Source organism: Herbaspirillum sp. C7C2 (genome assembly GCF_022627865.1).
In the GTDB taxonomy this organism is placed as follows: domain Bacteria; phylum Pseudomonadota; class Gammaproteobacteria; order Burkholderiales; family Burkholderiaceae_D; genus Herbaspirillum; species Herbaspirillum frisingense.
This window is the reverse complement of sequence record NZ_JABXGI010000003.1, coordinates 369,485-389,390: the sequence shown is the minus strand read 5'-3', so window position 1 is coordinate 389,390 and position 19,906 is coordinate 369,485. Positions and strand designations below refer to the sequence as shown.

Sequence of the window (19,906 nt, the reverse complement as noted above, 5' to 3'; positions counted from 1 at the left end):
CCGGTTGCAAAGATCGTGGAAATGATTAAATATAGTGTATGCATTACAAATTAGCGAACTTCGCATGACCATGGCAGATCAAGGAGAACCTCACATGCAGCAGCGTCTTTACCGTATCGGGCAGATCGTCCCCAGTTCCAACACCACCATGGAGACCGAGATCCCGGCCATGCTGACGGCACGCCAGGCGATCCGCCCCGAGCGCTTTACCTTCCACTCCAGCCGCATGCGCATGAAGAAGGTGGTCAAGGAAGAACTGGCGGCCATGGATGGTGAATCCGACCGCTGCGCCGTCGAGCTGTCCGATGCCCGCGTCGATGTGCTGGGCTATGCCTGCCTGGTGGCCATCATGGCCATGGGCCGTGGTTACCACCGCCAGTCCGAGCAACGCCTGACCGCCCACACCGCCGCCAATGGCGCCGATGCTCCGGTGGTTACCAGTGCCGGCGCGCTCATCGATGCGCTCAAGGTCATCGGTGCCAAGAAGATCGTGGTGGTCGCGCCCTACATGAAGCCGCTCACCGAGCTGGTGGTGGACTACATCCGCCACGAAGGCTATGAGGTGCTGGACTACCGTGCCCTGGAAATCCCCGACAATCTCGACGTGGCTCGTCATGACCCGGCCAAGCTGCCGGCCATCGTGGCCCAGATGGATACCAGCCAGGCCGACGCCATCGTGCTGTCGGCCTGCGTGCAGATGCCCTCGCTGCCGGTAATCGCGCAGGTCGAGGCGATGACCGGCAAGCCCGTCATCACCGCTGCCGTGGCCACCACCTACGCCATGCTCAAGCGCCTGGAGCTGGACCGCATCGTGCCGGGTGCCGGCGCGCTGCTCTCCGGCGCCTACTGAGAGGGGGCGCCATGCAGAGCAGCTTCCTCTACGGTGCCAATATCCTGGCCAACGGCATCCGCCAGCATTACCTGCGCTTCGGCGGCAAGGACGGTGCACGTGCCGGCCGCGACGCCGTCATCATCGTCCCCGGCATCACCAGCCCGGCAGTGACCTGGGGCTTCGTCGGCGAACGGTTCGGCCAGCAGTTCGATACCTATGTGCTGGACGTGCGCGGCCGTGGCCTGTCTTCGGCCTCGGAGACGCTGGACTACAGCCTGGATGCGCAGGCGGCCGACGTCATCGCCCTGGCTGAAGCGCTCGGCCTGGAGCGCTATGCAGTGGTCGGGCACTCCATGGGCGGACGCATCGGCGCCCGCGCCGCCAGCCAGCAGCCACGCGGCCTGACGCGGCTGGTGATGGTCGATCCGCCGGTCTCCGGCCCGGGTCGTCGCGCCTATCCCTCCAAGCTGCCCTGGTACGTGGATTCCATGCGCCTGGCGCGCGAGGGTTGCTCGGCCGAGCAGATGCGCGCCTTCTGCCCGACCTGGACCGAACAGCAACTGCAACTGCGTGCCGAGTGGCTGCACACCTGCGACGAGCGGGCCGTGATCGCCAGCTTCGAGGGCTTCCATACCGATGATTTCCATGCCGACCTGCCGGCCCTGAAGCTGCCGGTGATGTTGATGCAGGCCTCGCGCGGCGACGTCATCCTGCCCGAGGATGTGCAGGAACTGCAGGGCCTCTTGCCGCAGCTGGTGGTGAGCCGGGTGGAAGACGCCGGCCACATGATCCCCTGGGACAACGAGGCCGGCTTCTACGCCGCCTTTGGCGACTTCCTCGGCGCGCCGCTGTAAGGGCCGCGTTCATCGCAAGACCGATTGCAAAGGAGAACACCATGGCCGTCAGCGACCATGACCTGATCAGCGCCTGGAAAGAGGTGCTGACCCTGTCGAAGCTGGAGCCGGGACAGATCGTCACCGTGCTCACCAGCAGCAGCACCCATCCGCAGACCCTGTCCACCGCCATGACCGCCGCCGCGCTCATGGGCGCCACCGTCAATCGGCTGGACCTGCCGCCGGTCAATGCCGAGAAAGCCCTGAGCCGCGACTCGCTGGCCTATCTCGGCACCACGCCCCTGACCGGCAACCGCGCCGCCATCGCCGCCCTCAAGGAAAGCGACCTGGTGCTGGACCTGATGACCCTGCTGTTCTCGCCCGAGCAGCACGACATCCTGTCCACCGGCACCAAGATCCTGCTGGCCGTGGAGCCGCCCGAGGTGCTGGTGCGCATGGTCCCCAGCGCAGACGACCGGCGCCGCGTATCGCAGGCGGCGCGTCTGCTGGAGGGCAAGCGCGAGATGCACATCACCTCGGACGCCGGGACCGACCTGCGCTGCCCGCTGGGCGAATTCCCGGTGATTCAGGAATACGGCTTCGTCGATCAGCCGGGACGCTGGGACCACTGGCCCAGCGGCTTCGTGCTGACCTGGCCCAATGAGCGCCAGACCAACGGCACCCTGGTCATCGATCGCGGCGATATCCTGCTGCCCATGAAATGCTATGCCCAGGAAGCCATCGTGGTCACCGTCAAGGACGGTTTCGTCACCGACATCGAGGGCGGCCTGGATGCCGAGCTGCTGAGCGACTACATGGCCTCCTTCAAGGACCCGGAAGCGTATGCCATGTCGCACATCGGCTGGGGCCTGCAACCGCGCGCGCAATGGTCCACGCTGGCCATGTACGACCGCGAAGCCACCATCGGCATGGATGCCCGCGCCTACGAAGGCAATTTCCTGTTCTCCTTCGGCCCCAACAACGAAGCCGGCGGCAGCCGCACCACCGCCTGCCACATCGACATCCCCCTGCGCCGTTGCACGGTGGCGCTGGATGGCACGCCGGTGGTCAAGGACGGCAAGGTGCTGGACGGCTTCGTCTACGGCAATTCGCAATGAGGCCAGCCGGGTGCACCCGGCAGCCTCTTCAAAAGGAAGATACGATGCACAAGGAAGTGGAAACCTACCAGCGCCAGGGCTTCGGCCAGACGCTGGAAATGAAACCGCCGTTCGGTCTGCTGATCGTCGATTTCGTCAACAGCTTCGCCGACCCGGCCCAGTTCGGCGGCGGCAACATCGGCCCGGCCATCGAACGCACGCGCAGCCTGCTGGCCCATGCGCGCCAGCATGGCTGGCCGGTGGCGCACAGCCGCATCGTGTTCGCCGACGATGATGCCGACCGCAACATCTTCGGCATGAAGGTGCCGGGCATGGTGACCCTGAAGGAAGACCTGCCGGGCAGCGCCATCGTGCCGGAACTGACCCCGGCCGCCGGCGAGCTGGTGGTGCGCAAGACCGTGCCGTCGGCCTTCTTCGGTACCTCGCTGGCACCGTGGCTGACCCAGCACGGCGTGCAGACCCTGCTGGTGGCCGGTGCCGTGACCAGTGGTTGCGTGCGCGCCAGCGTGGTCGATGCCATGTCCTGGGGTTTCCGCCCGCTGGTGGTGTCCGATTGCGTGGGTGACCGCGCCATCGGCCCGCATGAGGCCAACCTGTTCGACATGGCGCAGAAGTACGCGGCCGTGATGCCGCTGGACGAAGCCCTGAAGGTGGTCGCCCAGCCTTGATGCCCGGACGGCGGTGACGGTCCGGGTCGTGATGAATCTGATGTGCACCATGGTTTGAGATGCAAGCAACCAATCCTCCCGGCCAACCATCCGGTCAGACGCCCCGCGAGGCGCGCCGTCAACTGCTGGAGCGTGGCGACGCGCTGCTGGTGACCCGCGCCCCGCAACCCGGTGCCAAGCCCGCGCCCGGCCAGCCCGGCGCGGCTTCGTCCTATGTGCAGCCGCTGCCGGACGTGTTCGTGGCCCTGCTGGCAGAGGGCCGGGTGCTGGCCTTCAACGGTCACGTCGATCTCGGCACCGGCATCCGCACTTCACTGGCGCAAATCGTGGCCGAGGAATTGAGCGTGGACATGGACTGCGTCACCATGATCCTCGGTCACACCGAGGAAGCCCCCAACCAGGGCCCCACCATTGCCAGTGCCACCATCCAGATTTCCGCCGTGCCGCTGCGCAAGGCCGCAGCCCAGGCGCGCGAGCACCTGCTGGCCATGGCGGCCGCGCAGTGGGGTATTCCTGTCTCGCGCCTGCGCATCGAAGCGGGGCGCATTACGGATGCCGACCAACCGGAGCGCAGTACCAGCTATTTCACCCTGCTGGCCGGGCAGAAGATCGTCCTCACCCTCGACCCCGGCGACGTACCGTTGAAGCCGGCCAGCCAGTACACGCTGGTAGGCCGCAGTTCGCAGCGTGTCGATATTCCCGCCAAGGTGCGTGCCGAGCCGGTCTATGTGCACGACGTGCGTGTGCCGGGCATGCTGCATGGCCGCGTGGTGCGCCCGCCGCATCCAGGGCGCGATGGTGGTGACTTCATCGGCAACAGCCTGCTGTCGGTGGACCAGGATTCCGTGGCCCACATCCCCGGGCTGGTGGCGGTGGTGGTGCAGGGCGATTTCGTCGGCGTGGTGGCCGAGCGCGAGGAGCAGGCGCAGCGCGCCATGCGCGAACTGAAGCTGCGCTGGAAGGACATCCCGCCGCTACCCGCCATGGACGACCTGGAGACCCGCCTGCGCGAGCTCCCGGCCAAGCGCCGCGAACTGGTGCGCCAGGGCGATCTGGATGCCGCCATGGGCAGCGCTGTCCAGCGCATCGAGCGCACCTATGTCTGGCCTTACCAGATGCATGCCTCCATCGGCCCTTCCTGCGCGGTGGCCGATTATCGCGAGGATGGCCTGACCGTCTGGTCCGGCACGCAGAATCCGCATGTCATGCGCATCGACCTCTCGCGCCTGTGCGAGCTCGATGAAGGAAAGATCGAAGTGATCCGGCTGGAAGCCGCCGGTTGCTATGGCCGCAACTGTGCCGATGACGTGGTGGCCGATGCCGCCCTGTTGTCACGCGCGGTGGGACGCCCGGTGCGGGTGCAGCTCACCCGCGAGCAGGAGCATGCCTGGGAACCCAAGGGCGCGGCGCAATTGATGCAGGTGCGTGGTGCCATCGATGAAGCGGGCCGGCTGTCGGCCTATGGCTTCCAGACCCGTTATCCCTCCAACGATGCGCCGGTGCTGGCGCTGCTGCTCACCGGCAGGATCGCCCCCGAGCCCCGCGTGCTGGAGATGGGCGACCGCACCGCCGTGCCGCCCTATGCCTACCCACACCTGCAGATCGATTGCGACGACGTCGCGCCCATCGTGCGTGCCGGCTGGTTGCGCGGAGTCTCGGCCATGCCGAACTCCTTTGCCCATGAGGTCTTCATCGATGAACTGGCCGAGCTGGCCCGGGAGGATCGCCTGGCCTATCGCCTGGCGCACCTGCCCGACGAGCGCGCCAGCGCGCTGCTGCAGGCGGTGGCGGAGAAGGCTGGCTGGGTGGCCGGTGCCAGCGGTTCGCGTGGCAGGCCGGAGTCCGACGGCAAGCTGCGCGGGCGCGGCATCGCCTATGCGCGCTATGTCCACAGCAAGTTCCCCGGGTTTGGTGCGGCCTGGTCGGCCTGGGTCATCGATATCGAAGTCGATCCCGCCGATGGCGCGCTGAAGGTGACATCGCTGGTGGTGGGGCAGGATACCGGCATGATGGTCAATCCCGATGGCGTGCGCCACCAGATGCACGGCAACATCCTGCAATCGCTGAGCCGGGTCTTGAAGGAGCGGGTCAGTTTCGGCCCGCAAGGGACCACCAGCCTGGAGTGGGGCGCCTATCCCATCCTGCATTTCACGGAAGTGCCGCCCATCGAGATCGTGCTGATGCAGCGCCAGGACCAGCCCCCCATGGGGGCGGGCGAATCGGCCTCGGTGCCGAGCGCGGCGGCGCTGTCCAATGCGCTCTTCGATGCCACCGGGCGTCGCTTCCGCCAGCCGCCCTTCAATGCGGAATGCATCCTGGCGGGGCTGCGCGAGCCCTTGCCGGCGGTGTGAACGATTCGGCGGCCCGGCCTTATTCGTCGATCATCTTGCGCAGCAGGAACACCAGTGCCACCCGCTCGGCCGGATTGAGGTTGCCATAGGTGGCCTCGGTGATCTGGGCGGCGAAGGGGACGGTATCGGCCACCAGCGCGGTGGCGTTCTTGCTGAGCGACACCAGGACCTTGCGGCGGTCGGCCTCGTCATGGGACAGCTCGATCAGGTCGCGTGCCTTCAGGCGTTCGACGATGCCGCGGATGGTGGCCTGGTCGATGGCGGTCACCTTGACGATGTCAGAGAGCGAGCAGGTCTGCAGGTCGCGGATGGCGCACAGCGTCACGAACTGCGCGGCCGTCAGTTGCGAATCCGGGATATGTTGCTGGAAAATGGCGGCGTGGCGCTGGTAGGCGCGGCGCAGCAGGTGCCCGATCTGGTCGGAGAAATGATAGTCGGCGGTGGCGGGCTTCTTGGTCATTGGCGCAAGGGATGGGTGGCTTGGCATGCCTTGTTCGCCGGCGGCGAGCAGGGGGCAGCTGCTGATTCTAATGTCCTGCCTGCCGGCTGTATAGGCAAGCGTCGCTGCGGCCTTGCCTGCCACGGATTCCTTGGCGCGCTTGCGGGGCGCCGATTTGAGAGTTGTCGTGCTTGTCATCGGAGAGAGTTGAACAATGTTGATCGATTTCGCAGGGCTCAAGCCCGTCGAAGCTTATGAATGGATGTCGGCGCTGATCGTGCCCCGTCCTATCGCCTGGGTTTCCACGCTGGACGGGCAGGGGCGGGCCAACCTGGCGCCGTTCAGCTTCTTCCAGATGATCACCGGCAAGCCGCCGACCCTGCTGATCAGCCCGCTGCTGCAGCGTGGCGGCAAGCTCAAGGACACCGTCAACAACATCAGCGCCAGCGGCGAGTTCGTGGTCAACCTGGCCGCGCCGGCGCAGGCCCAGGCGCTCAATGCGACGTCCTTTCCCTTCGAGGCCGGCGTCAGCGAATTCGAGGCCTGCGGTCTGCAGGCCGCGCCCAGCCAACTGGTGCAGCCGCCCCGCGTCGAGGGTGCGGTGGCCAGCTTCGAGTGCAAGCTGGCGATGATGGAGCCCTATCCGCGCCATGAGCCATCCTGCCACCTGATCTTCGGTCAGGTGCTGGCCGCACACGTGGATGACCAGTTGCTGGATGCCGATGGCAAGCTAGATCCGGGCCAGGTCGATCTGCTCTTCCGCATGGGCGGCGAATGGTATGGCCGCAGCCGTACCGAATCCAACTTCACCTTGCCGCGTCCACGCTGATTCCCCACTTCCCCTTCCTCGACCAGGGCGGTGCGGCCACGGCTGCATCCGCTGCTGGCGATGTCACCTTCCTGCTTCGCCGGTCTGCCGACCGCGCTTCTTCCATTTTCAATGTCGCCATTTGCGTTGCCGTCGACGCGATGTCGTGGTGCACAACGCACTCTGCTTGTGCAGTTTTCCGGTTTCGCATTAATATGGTGTACACATTATAAATAAGAAATGCAAAGACGGTTTTCGGGGCGCCGTGGAGACAAGCTGTAGAACCCCGTCTGTAGCGCGTTAATCCAATATTAAAGCAGTAAATACCTGAGCTTCTTGAGCTGGGTCAAGGCTGGCCTGTATTTTGCTAACACTCAAAATATAGAGCGCATACGTCATAAAAAAGAAGTGATCGGCGAGGCTTTCCAGTGCCGTTGTACGGCCTCGCCAATGCCGCAGCCACTGCGTGCAGGACAACACCAGACAAGCGCCGAAGACAGTTTCAGACAGAAGCCCGGATCACCGGGCCAGGCAGGAAAGCAGCACCTGCAGTAACTGCATCACCAGCAACACCTCCAACACTTCAACAAAAGGGAAAACAACATGAAAAAGGCATGGGCACTCGCGGCCGGCAGTCTGTTCTGCGCTAGCGGCGCGATGGCGCAATCCAACGTCACCATCTATGGCGTGGTCGATACCTACCTGGGCTACACCAATGCGAGCGGTCGCGGTTCGGTGGTGTCGCTGGACAGCGGCGGCTACCAGGCCAGCCGCCTGGGCTTCAAGGGGACCGAAGACCTGGGTGGCGGCCTGCGCGCCAACTTCCAGATGGAAAACGGCTTCGCCTCCGACACCGGTGGCATGCACGACAGCACCCGCCTGTTCAACCGCCAGTCCTGGGTCGGCCTGGCCAATAACCTGGGTGAGCTGCGCCTGGGTCGGCAGAACTCGCCGGGCTTCCTGATGATCGCGCGCCTGGATGCCTTTGCCGGTGCGACCTATGCCTCCTTCCTGAACAATGTCTCGGCCTACACGCCACGCTACGACAACGTGATCGGCTATATCTCGCCGGTGATGCGTGGCTTCAAGCTGCAGGCCTACTACGGCCTGGGCGAGCAGACCACGCCCAAGAACGGCCTGTCCACCTATATGCTGGCCGGCGAGTACGAAAGCGGCCCGTTCTACCTGGGCCTGAGCCATTCCACCCAGAACAGCGCCAACGACAATATCGCCATCCGCTCCACCTTCGCCGGGGGTGCCTATGACTATGGCAACGGCAAGATCTTCCTGGGCTACTACCGTGGCAACAACCTCGGTGCGGCCGCCACCACCAATGTGCGCGGCAGCTACTATGGCGCGTACTCGATCTCGGCCAACTATCGCCTGAGCGCGCAGGCCACCATCGGGGCCGGCTACGGCTGGGCCAAGGACAGCACCGGCGCCGGCCGTGATGCCCGCCAGATCAGCCTGATCGGCACCTATGACCTGTCCAAGCGCACCATGCTCTACACCACCTATGCCCACCTGACCAACAGCAACGGCGCCACCTTCTCGCTGGCCGGTGCCGCACCGATCACCAAGAACGTGCCGGCCAGTGGCGGCACGGTGAACGGCATACAGTTCGGTATCCGTCACCTGTTCTGATGCGCTGCCGGAAGGTGCGCGGGCTCCACCCGGCGCGCCTTCCTTCCCCTGCTGTTGCTTGCACCTGCGGGTGCAGAAAGGAAAGATCGTGAACGTCTCCCTCCATCTCAAGCATCTGAAGCATCTCGTTGTCGCCGCACTGGGCCTGACGGCTGCTGCCGGCGCACTGGCCCAATCCACCATCAAGATTGGCGAAGTCAATAGCTACAAGGCCCAACCGGCCTTCCTCGAACCGTACCGCCGTGGCTGGGAACTGGCCCAGGAAGAAATCAATGCCGCCGGCGGCCTGCTGGGCAAGAAGGTGGAAATCATCTCCCGCGATGACAACGGCAACCCCGGTGACTCGGTGCGGGTGGCCGAGGAACTGGTGACCCGTGAACAGGTATCGCTGCTGTTCGGCGGCTTCCTCTCCAACACCGGCCTGGCACTGACCGACTATGCCAAGCAGCGCAAGATCTTCTTCCTGGCGGCAGAGCCGCTGACCGACAAGATTGTCTGGCAGAACGGCAACCAGTACACCTATCGCCTGCGTCCCTCCACCTACATGCTGGTGGCCTCGCTGGTCAACGAAGCGGCCAAGCTGAAGAAGAAGCGCTGGGCGCTGGTCTATCCCAACTACGAATACGGCCAGTCCGCCATCGCCACCTTCAAGAAGCTGATGCAGGAGCGCCAGCCGGATATCGAATTCGTCGCCGAACAGGCGCCGCCGCTGGGCAAGATTGATGCCGGTTCGGTCACCCAGGCGCTGGCCGATGCCAAGCCGGATGCGATCTTCAATGCGCTCTTCGGTGCCGACCTCGGCAAGTTCGTGCGCGAGGGCAATACCCGTGGCCTGTTCGAAGGACGCGAAGTAGTATCGCTGCTGACCGGCGAGCCGGAATATCTCGATCCGCTGAAGAACGAGGCACCCGTCAACTGGATCGTCACCGGCTACCCCTGGTATGCCATCGATACGCCCGAGCACAAGAAATTCGTCGACGCCTATCGCAAGAAATTCAATGACTACCCGCGCAACGGGTCCCTGGTCGGCTATGTGGCGCTGATGTCGATCGCCACCGGCATCAAGGCGGCTGGCTCGGTGGAGAGCGACAAGCTGGCGGCCGCCTTCTCGGGCCTGAAGGTCGCGACCCCGTCCGGCCCCATCGTCTATCGCAGCCAGGACCACCAGTCCACCCTGGGCGCCCACGTGGGACGTACGGCACTCAAGGATGGTCGCGGCATCATGGTCAACTTCAGCTACGTCGATGGCGCTTCGGTGCAATTGCCGGATGCCGAAGTCAAGAAACTGCGTGCGGCCAACTGAGCTGGTACACGCCTTGCAGCGGTCCTGCGCAGCCCCGTGCTGCGCGGGACCGTGGTCACAGGGGATAAAGCATGACTCTCTCTAGCCTGATCGTGCAGATGATCAACGGGCTGGCCGACGCTTCCACCATGTTCCTGGTGGCGGCCGGCCTGTCGCTGATCTTCGGTGTCACGCGCATCGTCAACTTCGCCCACGGCTCGTTCTACATGGTGGGCATCTATGTGGTGTACACGCTGGTGTCCTTGATCGGCGCCAGCGGCCTCGGTTTCTGGAGCGCGGTACTGCTCTCGGCGATGGCCGTGGCGGTGCTGGGCGCCCTGGTGGAAATCCTCATCCTGCGCCGCATCTACCGCGCCCCGGAACTGTTCCAGCTGCTGGCGACCTTTGCGCTGGTGCTGGTGTTCAAGGATGCCGCGCTCTACCTGTGGGGGCCGGAAGACCTGTTCGGCCCGCGCGCGCCCGGCCTGGGTGGCGCGGTGCAACTGCTGGGCCGGCGCATTCCGCAATACGACCTGGTGCTCATCGCCATCGGCCCGCTGGTGTTGGGCGTGCTGTGGCTGGTCCTGAACCGCACCCGCTGGGGGACCCTGATCCGCGCCGCTACCCAGGACCGCGAAATGGTTGGCGCCCTGGGCATCAACCAGTCCTGGCTGTTTACCGGCGTGTTCGCGCTGGGCTGCTTCCTGGCTGGCCTGGGCGGCGCCCTGCAGGGGCCGCGCATCCCCGCCAACCTGGCGCTGGACCTGGAGACCATCGGCAACGCCTTCGTGGTGGTGGTGGTCGGCGGCATGGGGTCGATTCCCGGTGCCTTCCTGGCGGCCCTGCTGATTGCCGAGATCAAGGCCCTGTGCGTGGCCATCGGCCAGGTGTCGGTGTTCGGAGTGGTGATCTCGCTGTCCAAGCTGACGCTGGTGGTGGAATTCCTGGTCATGGCGGTGATCCTGGTGGTCCGCCCCTGGGGTCTGATGGGCAAGCCCCAGGCTGCCGCTCGCAGTACCGGCCAGCCGGAAGCGCCGCTGGCCCCGGCCGGCGCCGGCGTGCGCAAGCTGGCCTGGGCCGCCGTGGCGCTGTTGCTGGCAGCACCCTTGCTGTCGCACAGCTTCCCCTACCTGACGGTGCTGCTGGTGGAGATCTTCATCGCCGTGCTGTTTGCGGCCAGCCTGCACTTCATCATGGGGCCGGGCGGCATGCATTCCTTCGGTCACGCGGCCTATTTCGGGCTGGGTGCCTATGCGGCGGCGATGCTGGTGGTCAAGCTGCACTGGCCGATGGAACTGGCGCTGGTGGTCGGTCCGCTGGTGGCCGGGCTGGGCGCGCTGCTGTTCGGCTGGTTCAGCGTGCGCCTATCGGGCGTGTACCTGGCCATGCTGACCCTGGCCTTCGCGCAGATCGTCTGGGCCATCATCTATCAATGGGATGAGGTCACCGGCGGCAGCAACGGGCTGGTCGGCGTCTGGCCGGCTGCCTGGCTGGCGTCGCCGCTGGCCTATTACTACCTGGCGCTGGGCTGTGCGGTGGCCGGCCTGCTGCTGTTGCGCCGCGTGCTGTTCGCGCCTTTCGGCTATGCCATGCGCGCCGCCCGTGATTCGGTGCTGCGTTCGGATGCCATCGGCATCGACGTCAAGCGCATGCAATGGCTGGCCTTTGCGCTGGCCGGCGTATTCTGTGGCGCGGCCGGGGTGTTGTTCGCCTTCTCCAAGGGCAGCATCTCGCCGGAAGCCATCAGCGTAAGCCGTTCGGTCGATGGTCTGGTGATGGTCATGCTGGGCGGCCTGCAGACCCTGCTGGGGCCGGTGGTGGGCGCATCGGTCTTCACCTGGCTGCAGGATGTGATCGCACGCGAGACCGATTACTGGCGCGCCATTCTCGGGCTGGTGATCCTGGCGCTGGTGCTGCTGTTCCCGGCGGGCATCGCCGGCTATTTCCAGCGCTTCCTCGGTGGCCCGGCACGTCAGGGGAGCCCGGGGAGCAAGGGGAGCGGTGGGGCCCCGGAACTGAAAGCCGGTATCGGCAAGGAGGCGGCATGAGCCTGCTGACAGTAGACAACATCAGTAAATCCTTCGGTGGCAACAAGGCCGTCAATGGCGTCTCTTTCGAGCTGCCGCCGGGCCAGTTGCTGGCACTGCTGGGGCCGAATGGCGCCGGCAAGTCGACCTGCTTCAACATCCTCAACGGCCAGTACCGGCCCGAGACCGGCAGCATCCGTTTCGACGGTCACGACATCGCCGGCATGAAGCCGCGTGATATCTGGCGGCTCGGTGTCGGGCGCACCTTCCAGATTTCGGCCACCTTCAGTTCCATGACCGTGCTGGAAAACGTGCAGATGGCGCTGATGTCGCGCCAGCGCAAGCTGTTCGGCCTGTGGCGCCCGGCGGGCTCCTACTTTGCCGCTGAGGCCATGGCCCTGCTGGAGCAGGTCGGCATGGCGGCGCAGGCGCAGCGCCCCTGCGGCGTGCTGGCCTATGGCGACGTCAAGCGGGTGGAGCTGGCCATCGCCCTGGCCAACCGGCCGCGCCTGTTGCTGATGGACGAGCCCACGGCCGGCATGGCGCCCAAGGAGCGCAATGAACTGATGGCCCTCACCAAGCGCCTGGTGCTGGAAAAGAACATGTCGGTGCTCTTCACCGAGCACAGCATGGATGTGGTGTTTGCTTTTGCCGACCGCATGATCGTGCTGGCGCGCGGGCAACTGATCGCCGAGGGCGATGGCGAGACCATCCGCAATCATCCCAAGGTGCAGGAAGTCTATTTCGGCAGCGGCAAGACATTCGAGAAGGAAGGAAGCCCATCGTGAGCGTCACCATATCCCCCAAGACCGATCCGCTGCTCAAGGTCAGCGCACTGAACGCCTTCTATGGGCGCGCCCACATCCTGTTCGACGTCGCCCTGGAGGTGGGGCGCGGCGAAGTGGTCGCCCTGATGGGGCGCAACGGCGCCGGCAAGTCCACCACCATGAAGGCGGTGATGGGCCTGCTGGACCGGGCCGAGGGCGAAGTCAGTTTTCGCGGCAAGGACATCAGCCGCGCCCGTCCCTATGAGATCGCCCGCGACGGCATGGGCTTCGTACCCGAAGACCGGCGCGTCTTTTCCGGCCTGTCGGTGATGGAAAACCTGGAGGTGGGCCGCCAGCCGGCGCGGGAAGGGGCGGTCCAGTGGACGCCGGAAAAGCTGTTCCAGCTCTTCCCCAACCTGGGTGAAATGCCGGACCGCCCGGGCGGCCAGATGAGTGGTGGCGAGCAGCAGATGCTGACCGTCTCGCGCACGCTCATGGGCAACCCCTACCTGGTGCTGCTGGACGAGCCCTCGGAAGGGGTGGCACCGGTCATCGTCGAACAGATGGCCAACATGATCATGGCCCTGAAGCGCGAAGGCATGGCCATCCTGTTGTCGGAGCAGAACCTGCACTTCGCCGAACTGGTCAGCGACCGTGCCTACGTGCTGGAGAACGGTCATATCCGTTACCAGGGCAGCATGGCGCAACTGGCGGCAGACGAAGAGGTGCGACGGGCTTACCTGTCGGTGTAGCAGGGCAGCTGGCGTGGGTGGAGGTGGCGGCGGGATCGCCGTAGCTTGATCGTCATTTCCTCTCTCGCCTGGTTTGTTGCGCTGCATAAGGGTGGCGTGCTTCTCCGGTTGGGGTGCTCCCGATCAACAAGCCGGCCCATGGCGGCAGCGCCGCCCCGCCAGAACGGCAGGGTGGAGCTGCCGGCCGACGCGGCCGGGTCTGGACGCTGCCTGCCGCCTGCGGCCTGCCTGGGGGCGGAAAAAGCCCTGCCTGCTTGTGCAATAAATGATGTGTACGCTTTAAATCAAGCGACCCGGCAGATCCGCTTCAATTCTCTTCCATTCCCCGGAATTCCGCACCAAACTGGCATTTATCGCCCTGTTATTGGTCATGTTTCGCACTGCAATGCATCACGAAAAATCTCTTCATCAAACCTCTATTCTTTTAAAAATAGAGTGTGTACACTGTATTTCATTCGACGTATCAGGATCGTTTCCGTCGTCGCTTTTATCCCGGCTTCAACCCAGCTTCCTACCTATTTCGCAAGGAGATCAGAGTGTCCAATTCCCCACGTATCGCCGTCGTTGGCGCAGGCCTGGGCGGTGCCGCTACGGCGGCGCTGCTGCTGCAGGAAGGTTTCAATGTGCGCGTCTATGAGCAGGCGCCCGGTTTCTCCCGCCTGGGAGCTGGCATCCACGTCGGCCCCAATGTGATGAAGGTGCTGCGTCGCATCGGCATCGAGGATGAGATGAACCGCCAGGGTTCGCGTCCCGACTTCTGGTACAGCCGTCACTGGGAGACCGGCGACGTGCTGGCGCAGATTCCGCTGGGCGACTACGCCGTCAAGCACTATGGCGCTTCCTACCTGACGGTGCATCGTGGCGATTTCCATGAACTGCTGATCAAGGCCTTGCCCAGCGATCGCGTGAGCTTCGACAAGTGCCTGACCAAGGTCGAGGATCGCGGCAACGTGGTCATCCTCAGCTTTGCCGACGGCACCACCGAAGAGGCTGACATCGTCATCGGCGCCGATGGCGTCAACTCCCGCATCCGCGAAGAACTGCTGGGCGTGGAACCGCCCAAGTACGCCGGTTACCTGGCGCACCGCGCCGTGTTCCCCACCCCCGAGGTCAAGGCCGGCATGCTGCCCTTCGACGCCTGCGTGAAGTGGTGGAGCGATGACCGTCACATGATGACCTACTTCGTCACCAGCAAGGCCGACGAGCTCTATTACGTGACCGGCGTGCCGGTCGAGAAATGGGACCTGAACGACCGCTGGCTGCCTTCCAGCAAGGAAGAGATGCGCGAGACCTTCCGTGGCTGGCACCCGACCGTGCAGGCGCTGGTGGACGCTACCGTGGAAGTGACCAAGTGGTCGCTGCTGGAGCGCGACCCGCTGCCGCTGTGGAGCCGTGGCCGCCTGGTGCTGCTGGGCGATGCCTGCCACCCGATGAAGCCGCACATGGCGCAGGGCGCGGCCATGGCCATCGAGGATGGCGCCATGCTGGCACGCTGCTTCAAGGAAGTGGGCGTGAGCAACTACGCCGACGCCTTCGCTCTCTACGAAGCCAACCGTGCCACCCGTGCCAGCAAGGTCCAGCGCATCTCCCACGAGAACACCTGGCTGCGCACCAACGAAGACCCGTCCTGGTGCTTCGGCTACGATGTCTTCACCGAGCCGCTGGTCTCACCGAGCAAGGCCGCAGCCTGAGCGGTTTCGCCTGAATCACCGCCGGGCCGGCTTCGTGGGAAAGCGAAGATGGCCCGGCTCTTGCATCATTCATGTCACCGGTGAACAGCGCCGGTGAGGAAGCCAGGCAGCCGGCAAGACCGGTTGCCGGTTCGATCATTTGAGGAGAGTTGCATGTCCACGCTACCCGCGACAGTGGAAAAGGGGCTACAGGCCGCCGGGGTCGGTAAGTTCCAGTACCGCTTGTTCGTCATCTTCGGCCTGGTCTGGCTGGCCGATGCGATGCAGGTGTTGTCCATCGGTTTTTCGGCGCCGACCATCGCCAAGACCTTCGGCCTGACGGTGCCGCAGGCACTGCAGAGTGGCACCATGTTCTTCGTGGGCATGCTGCTGGGCGCCTTCGTCTTCGGTCGCCTGGCCGACCGCATCGGCCGTCGTCCGGTGCTCATGTGCGCGGTGGTGATCGATGCCTGTTTCGGCGTGGCCTCGGCCTTCGCTCCCGACTTCACCTGGTTGCTGGCACTGCGCCTGCTGACCGGTATCGGCGTGGGTGGCACGCTGCCGGTGGACTACACCATGATGGCCGAATTCCTGCCCAGCGCCCGTCGCGGTCGCTGGCTGGTGATGCTGGAATCGTTCTGGGCCATCGGCACCATCTGCCTGGCGGTGCTGGCACTGGTGGCGGTGAGCTGGGGCAACGATGCCTGGCGCGTGATCTTCTTCGTCACCGGCCTGCCGGCGCTGGTGGGCGTGGTGCTGCGCTTCTACGTGCCGGAGTCGCCCATGTACCTCAACCGCAGCGGCAAGTCCGACGCCGCCCGCAAGGTACTGGAGCGGGTCGCCAAGGTCAACGGCAGCAGCACCCCGATTCCGCCACTGCAGCCTGAAGTGGTGGAGCGCAAGCCCATGAGCGCGCTGTTCTCGGCCGCCCTGCGTCGCCGCAGCCTGTCGCTGTACCTGGCCTGGGGGCTGATCTCGATTGCCTACTATGGCGTGTTTGTCTACCTGCCGGTCAAACTGGGTTCGGAGGGCTTCGGTTTCATGCGTGGCCAGATCTTCCTGATCTTCCTGGCGCTGGTGCAGTTGCCTGGCTATGCGCTGTCGGCCTACGGGGTCGAACGCTGGGGCCGCAAGCCCACTCTGGTCGGTTTCCTGTTGTTGTCGGCGGTGGGCTGCATGCTCTACAGCCTGGGCAACGATCCCAAGCTGGTGGTCGGTTCCACGCTGTTGCTGAGCTTCTCCCTGCTGGGCACCTGGGCCGCGTTGTATGCCTTCACGCCCGAGGTCTACCCGACCGACCTGCGCGCCAGCGGCATGGGCACGGCAGGTGCCGTGGCCCGCTTCGGCGGCCTGTTCGCCCCGGCCATCATCGCCCCGGTCATGGCCAGCCACTTCACGCTGTCGCTGGTGATGCTGTCGGCCTTCCTGGTCGCCGGTGCCGTCGCGATCCTGTGCGTGGATGTGGAGTCGCGCAATCGGGCGCTGGAATGAGTCTGTAGCACCGCCGGAGCCAGTTGCTTCGAGGGAGCCACCGCTGCGTGCGGTGGCTTTTTTTTCGTCCTGCTTCGCCGTCATGGGATGGCTCGTCGATATTTTTGGAAGAAGGCATGGGTATTCAGTAACGGTTGTGATCTCGGGGGATTTGCCGGCTACGCTTTGCGCTTTTGTCCGCAGGCCAGTCAGCAACGCCGCCAAAGGAGAGGCAAACCATGAGAAGCAGATCCCACGACATCGCCATGGCCGAGCTGTATCGGAGCGATCCGGCGCTAGCAGAAGAGGTCATCAACAGCATCCTGGCCGATGGCGATCCGGGGGAATTGGCGAGTGTGCTGCGCCAACTGGCCTTGCTTTTTGAGGGCATGGAGGGGTGCGATGGCATTGAGAATGCGTGATCCGGGGATGCTGCGACATCTTCTCCGGCTACAGAACACACTGAACATACTGCGTTGAGGAGGTGGTCAAAATGCCAATTCAAGTGAAATTTCTCTTGAAAATTTCACTAAAAGTGCTATTTTCAACGAATGCTGAAAACACGCCATTTAGTGAAAGAAGTGGAAACTCAGGCGGCACAGGCACTTCGCTTGTTGCTGGAGCAAGTGCCTGCCATCAAGCTTTTGGACATGGAGCGCGATGCGTCCGGACTGACTCAGGACGTCGATATCGTGGCGCATATCGACGCCTCCGGCAGGCGCCGGGTGCTGCTCTGCGAAGTAAAGTCCAGCGGTCAACCGCGCCATGTGCGAATGGCATTGCTTGAGCTGCGCAACTACATGGCACACCATCCGCAAGAGGCCATTCCGGTCTTCATCGCCCCTTATCTATCCTCTGACGCCCAGGCGCTATGTCGAGAGCAAGACGTGGGTTTTCTCGATCTCGAAGGCAATGCACGGCTTGTCTTCGACGGCGTCTTCATCGAACGTCAGGTCGCCAGCAAGCCTGGTGCCGACCGGCGTGAGCTCAGATCACTGTTCAAACCGAAGTCCGCGCAGGTGTTGCGGGTGATGCTTCGCAATCCGGGTCAGCCGTGGCGCGTCACCGATCTGGCACAGGCCGCCGCTGTCAGTCTCGGTCACGTCAGCAACGTGCGCGTGGGCCTGCTTGATCGGGAGTGGGCGCAAGTGGCTGATGAGGGGCTGTTTCTGTCCCAGCCAGATGCGCTTCTCGACGCGTGGCGGGATGCCTACGAGCCACCCGGTGGTGAGCGGCTGTCCTTCTATACAACGCTGCATGGCAACTCCCTGGAGGAAGCAGCGCGGCGAGTTTTGAGTTCGGATGAGTCGCTCGGACTGGCGGCATTTGCCTCGTTTTCAGCGGCACACTGGCTCGCACCGTATGGTCGGACGGGCAGGCAATTTTTCTATGCGGACCATGCAGGTCTTGAACGCCTGCAGTCAGCGTTGAAGCTTTCTGCGATCCCAAAGGGCGAAAACGTGGTAGTCACGGTGCTCAAGGACTCGGGTTTGCTGCATGACACGGAGGAGCCGGCACCGGGTGCCATCTGCACCAGTCCGGTCCAGACCTATCTTGATCTTGCCAGCGCCGGTGAACGCGGACAGGAAGCTGCAGAGCATCTGCGACGAGAAAGACTGACATGGTCAAGATGATGCCCGGCGAGCCACAGTCCGCCGCCGACTATGATGATCGCACCACACTTGCCGTCAAAACGGTGCTGATCGAAATCGGCCAGATCCTGGGGAGCTTCAAAGGAAAATTCGCCATCGTCGGCGGCGCAGTACCGTGGCTGTTGCTCGGCAACGAGGACATGCCGCACGTCGGCACGCTGGACGTGGACCTTGGGCTGGACGCCGAGGCTTTGGGGGATGGCGAATACGCCACCTTGGTTGAAGCGCTGCAAGGGCATGGCTACCAACAGCGTCGGGAGCTTCGCCGTTTCCAGCTCGTCCGCCAGGTTCCGACTGATGATGGTGGCGCAGCCATCGACATCATTGTCGATTTCCTGATGCCTCGCGATGCCGAGATCGTCAAGAACATGCCACCGCTCATCAGTGACTTTGCGGTGCAAAGAGCAGACGGTGCCGATCTGGCGCTGCGCTTCTATCAACTGGTTGCCATCAGCGGCCCGATGCCCTCAGGGGGCGTGAATCGCGTCGAGATCGCGGTTTGTTCAATCCCTGCGCTGTTGGCCATGAAAGGGCATGCGATCGAGGGACGCTACAAGCAGAAGGACGCTTACGATATCTACTACTGCGTCCGGAACTATCCTGGCGGGCCAGAGGTGCTCGCCGAGGAATGTCGACCGCTGCTGGATCATGCCAGCGGTGCGGCGGGCTACAATTTCATTGCTGGCAAGTTCGATACCGTTGATGGCTTCGGCCCGACCTGTGTTCGCCGCTTTGTTGAAGAAACGAAGATACTGGGAGAACGCAGCCCGGAGCAATGGCAACAGGACGCTTTCGGCCAAGTCGATGCGTGGTTGCGCGCACTCGGATTGAGAAGATAAGTGGGCTATGCCACCGGCACCGTGTTTTGATGACATCGGTGATTGGTGTCATGAGAGTGTCTGACCCGGGACGCTTCGGCGTCCCTTCTTCATTCCCGCCGGTCGCGCATGCGCTCCAGATCTTCCCGCGTATCGATATCGGCAAAGATCCCCTCGTCCATCACCTCGATCTCCGTTACCGGATGCGCGTCCAGCAGCCCCCGTGCGCCGCGGTCGCCCTGCAGGGCCAGTAGCGCCGGCAGATGCGCTGGACCGAAGCCCACCGGGTTGCCGCGCCGACCTTGCGTCACGGGTGCCACGATGGACGCACCGGCGACCAAGGCGTCGCGCAGCCGCGCCACGGTGGCGGGCCGTACCCGGGGCATGTCGGCCAGCGCGATCAGCCAGCCTGATGCCTGCGTGCTGTGTTGCAGCCCGTGGCGCAGCGATGCGCTCATTTCGCGGGGATCGCCAGGAGGCAGCATGCAGACCGTGCAGCCCATCTCGCGCAGGGCATCGGCCAACACGCCCGGCCCCTGTACCACGGCGACCACCGGCATGACTTCCAGCAGCGCCGCTGCGCTGGCGGTGGCGACCATGCCGGGGCGGCCGTCGTGATGGACGAAGGGCTGCAGCAGCTTTTCCTCGCGGTCGTTGAAACGGCTGCCACGGCCGGCGGCCAGCAGTACGGCGATGGGGGAGCTTGATGGAATCATGCCGGCAGGGCCTTGGGAAATCGGATGGAGCCGCTATTGTGCCCAGGTTTCTCCTGCCG

General features: G+C 64.3%; 18 protein-coding genes. 16 read left to right on the top strand and 2 right to left on the bottom strand.

Annotated elements, in window-relative coordinates; genetic code table 11:
* Nucleotides 1-94 precede the first annotated feature (94 nt).
* From HWE04_RS07685 to HWE04_RS07665, 5 genes are read left to right on the top strand one after another with little or no spacing between them, the layout of a single operon-like run.
* A complete protein-coding gene (locus tag HWE04_RS07685) occupies nt 95-850 on the top strand; it encodes a maleate cis-trans isomerase family protein (RefSeq protein WP_077237730.1) in 756 nt (251 codons plus the stop codon).
* A gap of 11 nt (nt 851-861) precedes the next feature.
* The gene (locus HWE04_RS07680; protein WP_241812020.1) at nt 862-1,686 is read left to right on the top strand and encodes an alpha/beta fold hydrolase; all 825 of its coding nucleotides are present in this window, start codon (nt 862-864) and stop codon (nt 1,684-1,686) included.
* Nucleotides 1,687-1,727: 41 nt separating this feature from the next.
* Entirely contained in the window at nt 1,728-2,783 is a 1,056-nt protein-coding gene (locus tag HWE04_RS07675) for a hypothetical protein (protein ID WP_006465435.1), read from the top strand.
* Nucleotides 2,784-2,827: 44 nt separating this feature from the next.
* A complete protein-coding gene (locus HWE04_RS07670; RefSeq protein ID WP_006465434.1) occupies nt 2,828-3,451 on the top strand; it encodes an isochorismatase family protein in 624 nt (207 codons plus the stop codon).
* A 59-nt stretch (nt 3,452-3,510) separates the two neighbouring features.
* Nucleotides 3,511-5,802, top strand: coding sequence for a xanthine dehydrogenase family protein molybdopterin-binding subunit (locus tag HWE04_RS07665; RefSeq protein ID WP_241812019.1), 2,292 nt, complete (start codon nt 3,511-3,513; stop codon nt 5,800-5,802).
* A 19-nt stretch (nt 5,803-5,821) separates the two neighbouring features.
* Here the strand turns inward: HWE04_RS07665 and HWE04_RS07660 are convergent, their stop codons facing one another.
* Nucleotides 5,822-6,262, bottom strand: a complete 441-nt coding sequence (locus HWE04_RS07660; RefSeq protein ID WP_006465432.1) for a MarR family winged helix-turn-helix transcriptional regulator — start codon at nt 6,260-6,262, stop codon at nt 5,822-5,824.
* A 193-nt stretch (nt 6,263-6,455) separates the two neighbouring features.
* On the opposite strand from HWE04_RS07660, the gene HWE04_RS07655 reads away from it, so the two are divergent.
* From HWE04_RS07655 to HWE04_RS07605, 11 genes are all read left to right on the top strand, one after another.
* Nucleotides 6,456-7,070 carry a flavin reductase family protein gene (locus HWE04_RS07655; protein WP_241812018.1) on the top strand — a complete coding sequence of 205 codons (615 nt, stop codon included), beginning with the start codon at nt 6,456-6,458 and terminating at the stop codon, nt 7,068-7,070.
* Nucleotides 7,071-7,652: 582 nt separating this feature from the next.
* The gene (locus tag HWE04_RS07650; RefSeq protein ID WP_102661211.1) at nt 7,653-8,693 is read left to right on the top strand and encodes a porin; all 1,041 of its coding nucleotides are present in this window, start codon (nt 7,653-7,655) and stop codon (nt 8,691-8,693) included.
* 115 nt (nt 8,694-8,808) lie between these two features.
* Nucleotides 8,809-9,996, top strand: coding sequence for an ABC transporter substrate-binding protein (locus HWE04_RS07645; protein ID WP_152486746.1), 1,188 nt, complete (start codon nt 8,809-8,811; stop codon nt 9,994-9,996).
* 71 nt (nt 9,997-10,067) lie between these two features.
* A complete protein-coding gene (locus HWE04_RS07640; RefSeq protein WP_241812017.1) occupies nt 10,068-12,023 on the top strand; it encodes an ABC transporter permease in 1,956 nt (651 codons plus the stop codon).
* Nucleotides 12,020-12,790 (top strand): ABC transporter ATP-binding protein, encoded by a 771-nt coding sequence (locus HWE04_RS07635; RefSeq protein ID WP_241812016.1) that lies wholly within the window; start codon nt 12,020-12,022, stop codon nt 12,788-12,790. Before HWE04_RS07640 ends, HWE04_RS07635 begins: the two co-directional genes overlap by 4 nt.
* Nucleotides 12,787-13,521, top strand: a complete 735-nt coding sequence (locus HWE04_RS07630) for an ABC transporter ATP-binding protein (protein WP_241812015.1) — start codon at nt 12,787-12,789, stop codon at nt 13,519-13,521. The genes HWE04_RS07635 and HWE04_RS07630 overlap by 4 nt, the downstream gene beginning before the upstream one ends.
* Before the next feature lie 536 nt (nt 13,522-14,057).
* Nucleotides 14,058-15,212: an FAD-dependent monooxygenase gene (locus tag HWE04_RS07625; RefSeq protein WP_006465425.1), complete on the top strand. Its 1,155-nt coding sequence runs from the start codon at nt 14,058-14,060 to the stop codon at nt 15,210-15,212.
* A gap of 153 nt (nt 15,213-15,365) precedes the next feature.
* A complete protein-coding gene (locus HWE04_RS07620) occupies nt 15,366-16,682 on the top strand; it encodes an MFS transporter (RefSeq protein ID WP_077237740.1) in 1,317 nt (438 codons plus the stop codon).
* A 218-nt stretch (nt 16,683-16,900) separates the two neighbouring features.
* Nucleotides 16,901-17,083, top strand: a complete 183-nt coding sequence (locus HWE04_RS07615; protein ID WP_241812014.1) for a transcriptional regulator — start codon at nt 16,901-16,903, stop codon at nt 17,081-17,083.
* Between the two features lie 129 nt (nt 17,084-17,212).
* Nucleotides 17,213-18,295, top strand: coding sequence for a type IV toxin-antitoxin system AbiEi family antitoxin (locus HWE04_RS07610; RefSeq protein ID WP_241812013.1), 1,083 nt, complete (start codon nt 17,213-17,215; stop codon nt 18,293-18,295).
* Entirely contained in the window at nt 18,283-19,152 is an 870-nt protein-coding gene (locus HWE04_RS07605; protein WP_241812012.1) for a hypothetical protein, read from the top strand. The genes HWE04_RS07610 and HWE04_RS07605 overlap by 13 nt, the downstream gene beginning before the upstream one ends.
* Nucleotides 19,153-19,241: 89 nt before the next feature.
* Here HWE04_RS07605 and HWE04_RS07600 read toward each other — a convergent pair whose 3' ends face one another.
* Nucleotides 19,242-19,847 carry a nucleotidyltransferase family protein gene (locus HWE04_RS07600; RefSeq protein WP_241812011.1) on the bottom strand — a complete coding sequence of 202 codons (606 nt, stop codon included), beginning with the start codon at nt 19,845-19,847 and terminating at the stop codon, nt 19,242-19,244.
* Nucleotides 19,848-19,906: the final 59 nt, after the last annotated feature.